Origin of the sequence: Methyloceanibacter sp. (genome assembly GCF_050728395.1) — a bacterium.
Lineage (GTDB): Bacteria > Pseudomonadota > Alphaproteobacteria > Rhizobiales > Methyloligellaceae > Methyloceanibacter.
The window spans coordinates 1-9,558 of the sequence record NZ_JBOHJB010000099.1; the positions used below are offsets into that span (position 1 = coordinate 1).

Consider the following 9,558-nt stretch of genomic DNA (forward strand, 5'->3'; position numbering starts at 1 on the left):
GTGGGGGGCTTCGCGCTCAAACAGCAAAGCGATAGCGCGCATTAAAGCGCATCACCCCACCCGGCGATCTCGGCCAAGCCGGGCTCGCCACCCTCCCCATCAAGGGGAGGGATGAAAAAAGAATGCCGACGCGGTGACTACGAACTGCCGAACGGGCCGCCGCTCTCCCCTCCCCCCTTGTGGGGGAGCGATAGGGAGAGGGGTTCCATCAAAGAATCCATCGCCTCGACTGCCTCGCGTCTTGCCCCCCTCGGATCGGCTACGCCGATCCTGCTCCCCCGCAAGGGGGGAGCGGGGAGCGAGATGCCGCCCTCAGCAACTCCTTTACAGGCTTGCGAGCTTGCCGTTGGCGATCACCGGGCCGGTCGGCTGACCGGTGGGCGAGCCGCCGGGAGGCTCGAGCGAAACCGCGAGCACCGCATCGCGATTGACCTGCGGCAGCAGGGTCTCCGGCAGGGTGATGCGAACCGGCTTGGTCGGATCGATGAGGCCGAGCGAGTGCGGCTTGTCGCCTGGCGGGATCAGCCACAACTCGAAAGCCTTCTGCTGATCGCCGGTGAGAAGCGTCGCCGGCACGATGGTGAGGCTGTCGCCTCCCTTGTTGACCGCGGCAACGAAGCTTGCCTGGCCGCTCTCGGCGTTGAGCTGGGCGAGCAGCGGCGGCCCGAGCGAAGGAACTTGCGCAAGATAGACGAGGCCGGCGAGGCTCGCGGCGGCGAGCGCTGTCGAGGCGATGGCGAAGGTCCGCCAGAAGGCGAGGCTCCGCCAGATGCCGCCAGGTTCGGCGGAAGCCTTCAGCGACGCTGACAGCCTGGCCTCGATGCCATCCCACACCGTGGAGGGCAGCGCAACGGCGGGGATCGCTTTCGCCAATCCGCCAAGGCGCGCCTCCCAGTAGGCGACTTCGGCGGCAAAGCGCGGCTCGCTCGCCATGCGGAACTCCACGGCGCGGCGCTCCTCGGGCGCGAGCACGCCGAGCACATATTCGGCGGCGGTCAAATCCTGGCGGTCGCCGGCGCCTATGGTGTCTTCATCGCTCATCGTTCAAGACACGCCCGCAGTTTCAACAGCCCGCGCCTGATCCAGCTCTTCATGGTGCCGAGCGGGACGCGGTTCCTCATCGCAAGCTCCTCATAGGTGAACCCGTCGAGGAACGCTGAGCGGATCGCCGCCGACTGGCGCGCCTCGAGCTCCTGCAAACAATCCCTGAGCCTTACCTGATCCTCGCCGATCTCGAGCTGCTCGAGCGCGCTCAAACCCGCATCGGGAATCTCGGCGGCAGCCTCGAGCGGCGCATGGGCGCGCGACGCACCGGAGCGCAGGCGGTCGATGGAGCGGTTCCGGGCAATGGCCACGAGCCAGGTGATCGGGCTTGCGACGGCCTCATCGAAGCTCGCCGCCTTCCGCCACACCGTGAGATAAACGTCTTGCAACACGTCCTCAGCCTCGCTTCTGTCACCCAAGATACGGAGACAGACGCCGAAAAGCTTCGCCGAGGTCTCTGAATAAACGAGGCGCAGAGCGGCGCGATCGCCGCCGGCGACTCTGGCGATTGCGGCGACAAGCTGGCGGCGCCTTGTCTCTGCATCCATGGGCTTGCCTGCCCGCCTCGTATGCTGCCCAAAAGAGGTGCACCCGTTGCATAGCGCGCGGCAAGGGCCCTGTCTGCTGCGATTGGCTTTGAAAACCGGCAATTTCGCAGTTGCGAATTGAGATCGTCGCGTTACTCTTCCAGCCGGTCACGGAACAGTCGAATTTCGGTTGACTATAGGGCCGCTCGGCGGACCGAGAGACCAAGGGCCCGAATGGGATGCGGGGAAGGGAGCCGGGGCCGGCTCCCACGGGTATCAGCGCGAAGCCCGGCTGGTGCGGCCGCGCCTTTGGCGGATGCGGCGGATACCCGAGCGAGGGGAGCAAGAGAATGCTGACACGTGCCTGCCTTGGCCTACTCGTTGGGGCGCTGCTCACAGCTCCATCGGTCGCCACCGCAGGGCCGGCGCTCGTGTTCGAGCCGGTCAACGGCACGGTGTTCTACTCCGAGGACCCCGATGCGCAGTGGTTCCCCGCTTCGCTCACCAAGCTGATGACCGCCTATGTCACCTTCCAGGCGCTGAAGGCGGGGGAAATCAAGCCTGACACGCAAATCACCTGCTCGCAAAAGGCGACATCCCAGGCACCGAGCAAGCTTTGGCTGCCGGTTGGCGGGCAGATCACGGTCGACACCGGGCTGAAGGTGCTCATCGTCCAATCCGCCAACGACGTCGCCGTCATGCTCGCCGAAGCGGTCGGCGGCAGCACGGAAGCTTTCGTTCAGCGCATGAACGATGCCGCCGCGCATCTCGGCATGACCCGCACCCACTTTGAAAACGTCAACGGCCTCCCGCAGGACGGTCAGGTCACCACCGCGCGCGATCTTGCCAAGCTCACCCGCGCCATCATCGTCGAATTCCCCGAATACGCCGACATCTTTGCGCTATCGAGCATTCAGGTCGGCAAGAAGCTGATCCGCACGCATAACCGATTGCTGGTCTCGTTCCAGGGCGCCGACGGCATGAAGACCGGCTTCATCTGCGATTCGGGCTTCAACATCGTAGCCAGCGCCACCCGCGACGGCAGGCGCCTCGTCGCCGTGGTGCTCGGCGAGCCCTCGATCGCCACGCGCACCGACCGCGCCGCCAACCTGCTGGAGAACGGCTTCAAGCGGTACTTCTGGAAGTCGGTGTTCGGCACCACCATCGACGGCCTCGCCATGCAGGCCTCGTTGAGCGACGGACCTGTGCATTTGCGCAACACCATCTGCGGCCCAGGCAGGGCCAAGCCCGTGCGCAAGCGGACCGCGGCTCGCCTCAAGTCGAAGTCCAAATCCAATAGCACCGCCGCCAACTGAGCGGGGCCACTTCGTCCTACTTTCCAGCGACGAAGAAGAAGTCCTCGCGTCCAGGAAGCGAGCCGTAGGTGAACGGCTCCTGGCGCCCTGCGGTCGCCTCCATGACATCGTCGCGGACGAGCCTGATTAGCTTGTTGATCTCCACGCCTGGCGTTCCGACCCGCTGCACGAACGCTGTGGCGAACGGACTGTTGGCGCTCTCGCCGTCGAGGGCGAGCTGCCCATGCTTGGCGGCGAACACCACGAGCATGGCGCCTTGCGGCTTGACCTCAGCCAGGCCGCGGCCGACCGAGCGCGTTCCGGCGGGGGTGCCACCCGATGCGTCGGCGGCCTGAATACCCATGGTCAGTTGCGGCGAAACGGTGCGGCGCATCTGCGGAATGAAGGGATTGTCGCGGCAGGCGTCCATGACGATCAGCTTGAGCTTCTTCGCCCCCTCGACGCCGATCAAAACCTGGTCGATCGACACGGCTTCCAATTGCACGTCGCGGTCGGTGGCGAGCTTCGCGTCCACGGGAATGAGATAGTTGGTGCCGCCGACCTCGATCCCGTGCCCGGCGTAGTAGACCATCGCCCAGTCCGATTTCTCGGCCTCGTCGGCGAATTGGCGCAGCGCCTCGATCAGTTGCTCGCGCGTCGCATCGCTGCTTACGCTGACCACGTCGAAGCCCACTTTGCGCAGGGCGCCAGCGACCGCCTCGGCATCGTGCTGCGGATTGGTGAGCGCCGGCACGGCTTTGTAGGCCGAGTTGCCGATCACCAGCGCGACGCGGCGCCCTTGCGAGACGTTGCCTTGCAGTTGCTCCGACGGAGTGCTCGCCGTTTGCGCTGTGACCGGTGCTGGGACCGATGCCGCTTGCTGCGGTTCACCGGCATTCAGAGCGGCAAGCCTCGCGCGCGCCGTTTCCTGCGCTGACTTATTGCTGTCGGAAAATTTGGTGATCGTCAGGGCCTTCTCGAAATCTGCGAGCGCGCGGGTTAGGTTGCCCATCTTTTCGTAAGTGAGCCCGCGGCCAGTGTAGGCCATGGCAAAATCGGGGGTGTCGCGAAGCGCCGCGTCGTAGTCGCTGATCGAGGCCTCAAACTCGTCGCGATAGCGATAAATTTCGGCCCTGTAACTCAAGTACAGGGGCTTCGATTTTTTTTCGAGCTTGATCGCCTGGTCCGCGTCGGCGAGAGCGCGGTCCAGATTCCCTTTGAATTGCCAGATCGTGGCCCGCGTGGCGTAGGAGTGTGCATTCTTCGGGTCGCGCTTGACTGCCTTATCCAGATCGGCGAGAGCACGATCGTAGTCTCCGAGCGTACGCCACAAGACGCCGCGATTGGCATAAAGGGTCGCGTAATTAGCGCCGGGACCGAGGCGGATTGCCTCATTGTAGTCCGCCATTTCACCGTCGGTGTCGCCCCTTCTTCCCCGGGCGATACCTCGATCGAGGAAGATGCCCGCCCTGTTTACACGATAGCCCGAGGGATCCGGTTTCGGCTCAAGTCTCAGCGCTTCGTCGTAGTCTGCGATCGCTCTATCCTGGTCGCCGATATAAGAGCTGAACAACTGACCGCGACTCCAGTAATTAAAGGCAGTGGAATAGTTGATTTTAAGGGTTTCACTATAATCGGCCAGAGCCAGATTGAACTCATCTCTCAGTATCCAGGCCTGTGCGCGATTATAGAAGGAGATCGAGCGCGTTGCTCCCGACAATCCCCGCATGGCAAGGATTTTCGTGCAAGCGTCGATCATCTGATCGAGATGACTCTGATCCTTGCACTGATTGGTCAATTTCTGGGACTGCGCGAGCGACGGCGACGCGCTCACCGCAGCGGCAAGAACGATGCAAAGGATCGCAAAAATGCGGAGGATCAACCGGCTGCCGGCACGCATTAGGCTCATAGGGCTGCGCGCATCTGGCCGCGACTATAACCCAGGACAGCAGCGGCAAGCATTAAATACCGCATCTCCATCCTTGGCGCTTTTTGCTAGACATGCGGCGATCAAGATCGCCCATCGGCCATGCCAGCACCCGATTTCAAAGTTCTTGCCGCATTACTCGTGCTCGGTGGCATGGCAGTTGCCTATGCCAAGGAGGCCCCCGACAATGTCGCGGCCGAGGTCGCCGAGGCTGTGCAGTCCTGCAAGGATCTCGAGGGCACGCCAAACGCCGACGCTGTGCTCAGCACCAAGGACGTGAACGGCGACGGCGGCGAGGACTGGATCGCCGACTATTCCAAGTTGAGCTGCCAGGGCGGCATCAACCAGATGTGCGATGACGAAGGCTGCGTGTTGCAGATCTATCTGTGGAACGGGTCGACGGCCTGGAACCTCGCTTTCGACGAGGCGGTGAAGAGCTACAAATTCTCAAAGAGCCATGGGCAGCATCTGCTGCAAGTGGTCACGGCCGGATCGGCGTGCCCCAAGCCGGCGGGCACGACATGCCGCCTGACTTATCGACTCTATGAGAACGAGATCGAGCCCGAGCCGTAGGGTAGCAGAGAAGTCTTCCTATTGGTCATAAGCTTTCTGCTGTTCGTCCCGGCAGCGGACATGAATTCATGTGTTGACTTGACGAATCGCTCCGAGATCGGCTCAGCCCTGATGGATCACGCCCAAGAGCGCAGGAACGGCGTGCGACAAGCCGAGCAGCGCCACCTGTCACCTGACCTATATCCTGAACGAGGACTCGGTCGACCTCGCGCAATAAAGCCCTTGGTGTTGTACTCAATCGAAGCCGCCGGATCGTCCTTGCCCGAGATATCCGCTTCCGAATGGAATCGGGACAAGGCTCAAGCGCGCGCACATGCCGCAGATGTGCCAGAAGCAGCCATGACGGATCGTTAGCCAACCGGCTGTGAGCGTTCCTCCATGATCTTGTCATAAGCCTCGCTGAGAGCCGCGCGCTTCTCGATGGCAATGATGGCAAACTCCATCGGCACACCGCGAGCAATAAGCTGTTCCGCATCGTCGCCGGCGACAAGCATGAGGTAGTGGCGTTCGAGCTCCTCATCGCTGATGGAAGGCTCCACGCCGAGCACGTCATATGGATTGCGCTTGGCGGCATCCAGATGGCGGGCCTTGATCGAGTTGAACTCGTCGACGGTGAAGCCGAAGCGCTTGGCAACCTCCCCGAGGAATTGTTCCTCCTGCCGATGCACTTCCTCGTCGGCCTTGGCGATGTGGAAGAGCCCGTCAAGCACGTCCTCGAGCAATCTGCGGTTGCCGTCGAAGACGGTCGCGAGCTGTTCGGCATACGTCTCAAAGTTGGCGGCGTCCCGCTTGGCGGAATTGAAGATCGACGCGGCCTGCTTCATCTCCGCGGCAGAGATCTTGAATGCCTCTTTGAAGGCTTTGACCTCGTCGGCGGCGACGATGCCGTCGGCCTTGGCCATCTTGGCGCTCAGCACGATGACGCCCACGGTGAATGGCAGTTCGTTGTCTGGTTCAGAATACGCTTCGCGCGCCTGACTGGTGGACCCGAAACCGAAGAGCGAGCTGACCTGGCCTCCGACCGAGAGATTGCGCGTAGCCTCTGAAAGCCTCTCCCAAATCGACATTCCAATGCCTCCCGAACGCTACTTCCACCTCACGGACAGAACCAATTCCAGATTGGACCATCCCCGCTTCTTCGACAAGCTGGCCACGCTGCGAGGCGGAGGGGCATTATTTCACGCGGGCTCAGAAAGGACATCGACTGCGGGCGTGGAGAAGGGCTCGGATGCCGAGGGCAGTGGAGCAAGCTGGACGGCTTTCGCCGTTTCCTCCGCCACCCGAAGCCTCGACAGGGTTCCGGCGTGGACATACCTATGGCTCGTTATTTGGTGCCGGATGACCCGCCCAAGCCCTGAGTGTCCGCGATGCGCGCGACCACCAGATCCTCCGGGAGGAGGTAGAGCTTCTCTATGGTGCGATCGAGCAGGTCAAGCTCCAGACGCAAAGCGGGATGTCTGCTTTCCGGCAGGGTTGCGACCAAATTTTCAATCATAGCCCGCAAGCGTCGGGCGATCTGAAAGTTCTCGGCGCCGTAGAGGCGAATTTCCCGGCAAGCGAGCTGGACGAAATCATCCCAGTTCGGGGTCCGGAAAATAACCCGTAGCTGTCCGCCCCCATCCTTGATCTGCTCGTCGTGCAAATGCCGCCCACCAACAATCCGCAGCAGGCGGTGAAGCTGGTCGATAGAGAGCACTGCGGTCGTGGGATCATTGATCGCCTTGGACAGGGCCTTGATCGCGATATCTACGATCACGCGAAAGGCAAAGGTCGAGTCTTGCTCGATGGTACGTTCCGGCCCGAAGGCAACGGACTCCCGCAGCTCGCGCTCGTCGAATGTGCCACCACGGAGCCCAAATATGGGTTCGCCAACGGCGACGAAATCGCCAATCCGAGGCATGACCTCGATGACCCCGTCAGCGCGGCACGCTTCGGCGACCAGCGCGTCAAGGTTGGCAGCAATCATGATGGCTGACGTGCCCTGATGGGTGACGATTTGGTCGCGCGTGCCGAGCTGCCGTCCTGGGGAGGGAAGGACATCGGTATCTTTGATTGGGTTCGGATAAACGCTCTTGAGGACCGCGATGCCCTCTTCGCCCACGCGCCACAGAATGCTGACGGGGCGCAACAGCCGAGCCGCGTAGTCAATTATGAAAAGAAACGCCATCATCGAGGCAAACCCGAGAATCGTTGCCATCCACGCGATCACATGGGGAACGCTCGTCTCGATGCGCGCCACCGCTCCCAGGGCAAAGAGCAGCGCAAAAACGAACAGCCCCACCGTCAAGCGTATGGCGTTGTCGCGTAACAACGTGGTCGCGATGATGCGCGGCGTCAGTTGCCCGCTCGCAACCTGAATTGCGATAAGCATCGAGCCAAACGTAAACACGATGAAGGAAAGGTTCAGCGTTATGATCGTCTGTAACGCCGCCTGCGTGCCCGATACACCTAAGGGCCAAGGAGGAACCCAGGTGATCCTTGCGTCGAGCGCGTAGATGACGCGGAACACTATCTGTTCGAGCAAAAGGGCGATGAAGGGAACAATCCAGAGAGAGGATCTGACGTAGCTCGCGAACGCGTACCACCGGTTCCACATCTGTTTCCTCCGCCACAAAGCGCACTCGACGGGCAAAATTGCAATTAAGATGACCCAGCTTACCTGACTGGCTGGAGAGCCGGTAGGATTGGCGGTGGGGCTAAGATGCCAAGCAAGCCCATTACCCGCGCAAATTTGAAAACGCCCAAGGCCGCGGCCATCGCGGGGATGGTCTTTTCCATTTTGCTGATTGTCGTCTTCTGGCTGCTTCTAACGTCGATACCCGCTAATCCTCAGGAGCCAGGCTTATGGCTCCAATCCAACTCGCGGACTGTTGCGCTCGCGCTGAATTTGCTGCCGTTCGCCGGGATCGCCTTCCTATGGTTCATCGGCGTGCTGCGCGACCGTCTGGGTCAGCTGGAAGACCGCTTCTTTGCGACGGTGTTTTTCGGAAGCGGTCTCTTGTTTCTCGGAATGTTATTCACCGCGGCGGCGATGGTGGGTGCAATCCTGATCGCTTTTGCCATGCAACCCCAAGAGTTGATCGGTTCCCCGACGTTCCACTTCGCCCGTGCCGCGGCTTACAGCCTGGTGAATGTCTACATGATCAAGATGGCGAGCGTCTTCATGATCACCACATCGACGGTCGCAATCTACACCGGGATTGCGCCACGCTGGCTGGCGGTTTTGGGTTACCTGTTGGCACTGCTTCTTCTGTTCGGCAGCTTTTATATGCGCTGGAGCTTCCTGGTCTTCCCCTCGTGGGTGTTCCTGCTCAGTGCTTCCATTTTGCGGGATAGCCTCCGTCGACCATCTGAGGCAGCTTTAACGGGCGGCGGATAAACCATCGTCTAGGCACTCGCCGGCGCCGCGATCGCCGCCTTGATCAGGGCGAGCGCCTCGGGCGAATCCCAATTGGCCGGTCCGACCAGGCGCCCGATCTCATGCCCCGCGCGGTCGAGCAGAAGCGTGGTCGGCATGCCAACCGCCTTCAGCGTGCTGAACAGCTTGCCCGAAGGATCGGTGTAGAGGGAAAGATGCGTGGCTCCCGTCTCGGCGAGGAAGCTCTTCGGCTTGTCGCCTCCGCCCCGGTCGATGTTCACCGCCACCACCTGGAAATCCTTGCCGCCGAGCGCGGCTTCAAGCTTGTCGAGCGTGGCCATCTCCTCCCGGCAGGGCACGCACCAGGTGGCCCAGATATTGAGCAGCACCACCTTGCCCCGCCAATCGCTCAAGGACTTGGTCTCGCCTTCGCCATCGACGAAGCTGACCTCGCCAAGGTCGAGCGGCTTCGGCCTCGCGAGAAACGCCGCCATGGCGCCCTTGTTCAGTCCGGCAAGCGGCCCGTGACCCGCCTTTTCTTCAGCCGGCGCCGCCGCTCCGCCTTCACCTTGCTTTATCGATGACGCGAGGCGCCCATTGTCAGAAGGGGCAAAACTCAAATATACCGTGCCGAACCCGGCAATCGCCGCAAGCAACGCAGCGATGAGAATGGTGGCCGGCGACGCGTCGTGTTTGTCGGTAGCGCTCATCGGTTCCTTCAGGCGTCGCGCCATTTAACCCAGGTCGTCATGTCCAATTAGCGAGAGTGGCGAATGATCTGTCGCGGCCAAACCGCTTGTTCTCCCCTCCCCCCTTGTGGGGGAGGGATAGGGA

9 protein-coding genes are annotated in these 9,558 nt (G+C 61.8%); 3 read left to right on the forward strand and 6 right to left on the reverse strand.

Features of this window, described 5'->3' with window-relative positions:
* Nucleotides 1–324: 324 nt before the first annotated feature.
* Nucleotides 325–1,041, reverse strand: coding sequence for an anti-sigma factor (locus ACREC7_RS13980; RefSeq protein ID WP_431556302.1), 717 nt, complete (start codon nucleotides 1,039–1,041; stop codon nucleotides 325–327).
* Complete coding sequence (locus ACREC7_RS13985; RefSeq protein WP_431556303.1) at nucleotides 1,038–1,592, reverse strand: sigma-70 family RNA polymerase sigma factor; 555 nt, start codon at nucleotides 1,590–1,592, stop codon at nucleotides 1,038–1,040. The genes ACREC7_RS13980 and ACREC7_RS13985 overlap by 4 nt, the downstream gene beginning before the upstream one ends.
* Before the next feature lie 329 nt (nucleotides 1,593–1,921).
* Between ACREC7_RS13985 and ACREC7_RS13990 the strand changes: the two genes are divergently transcribed.
* On the forward strand, nucleotides 1,922–2,887 hold the full coding sequence (locus ACREC7_RS13990) for a D-alanyl-D-alanine carboxypeptidase family protein (RefSeq protein WP_431556304.1): 966 nt from the start codon (nucleotides 1,922–1,924) through the stop codon (nucleotides 2,885–2,887).
* Between the two features lie 16 nt (nucleotides 2,888–2,903).
* Here ACREC7_RS13990 and ACREC7_RS13995 read toward each other — a convergent pair whose 3' ends face one another.
* Complete coding sequence (locus ACREC7_RS13995; protein WP_431556305.1) at nucleotides 2,904–4,766, reverse strand: caspase family protein; 1,863 nt, start codon at nucleotides 4,764–4,766, stop codon at nucleotides 2,904–2,906.
* A 129-nt stretch (nucleotides 4,767–4,895) separates the two neighbouring features.
* Between ACREC7_RS13995 and ACREC7_RS14000 the strand changes: the two genes are divergently transcribed.
* Nucleotides 4,896–5,366, forward strand: a complete 471-nt coding sequence (locus ACREC7_RS14000; RefSeq protein WP_431556306.1) for a hypothetical protein — start codon at nucleotides 4,896–4,898, stop codon at nucleotides 5,364–5,366.
* 350 nt (nucleotides 5,367–5,716) lie between these two features.
* Here ACREC7_RS14000 and ACREC7_RS14005 read toward each other — a convergent pair whose 3' ends face one another.
* Nucleotides 5,717–6,433, reverse strand: coding sequence for a TerB family tellurite resistance protein (locus ACREC7_RS14005; RefSeq protein ID WP_431556307.1), 717 nt, complete (start codon nucleotides 6,431–6,433; stop codon nucleotides 5,717–5,719).
* 257 nt (nucleotides 6,434–6,690) lie between these two features.
* Complete coding sequence (locus ACREC7_RS14010) at nucleotides 6,691–7,962, reverse strand: DUF2254 domain-containing protein (RefSeq protein ID WP_431556308.1); 1,272 nt, start codon at nucleotides 7,960–7,962, stop codon at nucleotides 6,691–6,693.
* Nucleotides 7,963–8,067: 105 nt separating this feature from the next.
* On the opposite strand from ACREC7_RS14010, the gene ACREC7_RS14015 reads away from it, so the two are divergent.
* Entirely contained in the window at nucleotides 8,068–8,745 is a 678-nt protein-coding gene (locus ACREC7_RS14015) for a hypothetical protein (protein WP_431556309.1), read from the forward strand.
* 8 nt (nucleotides 8,746–8,753) lie between these two features.
* Here ACREC7_RS14015 and ACREC7_RS14020 read toward each other — a convergent pair whose 3' ends face one another.
* Nucleotides 8,754–9,434, reverse strand: a complete 681-nt coding sequence (locus ACREC7_RS14020) for a TlpA disulfide reductase family protein (RefSeq protein WP_431556310.1) — start codon at nucleotides 9,432–9,434, stop codon at nucleotides 8,754–8,756.
* Nucleotides 9,435–9,558: the final 124 nt, after the last annotated feature.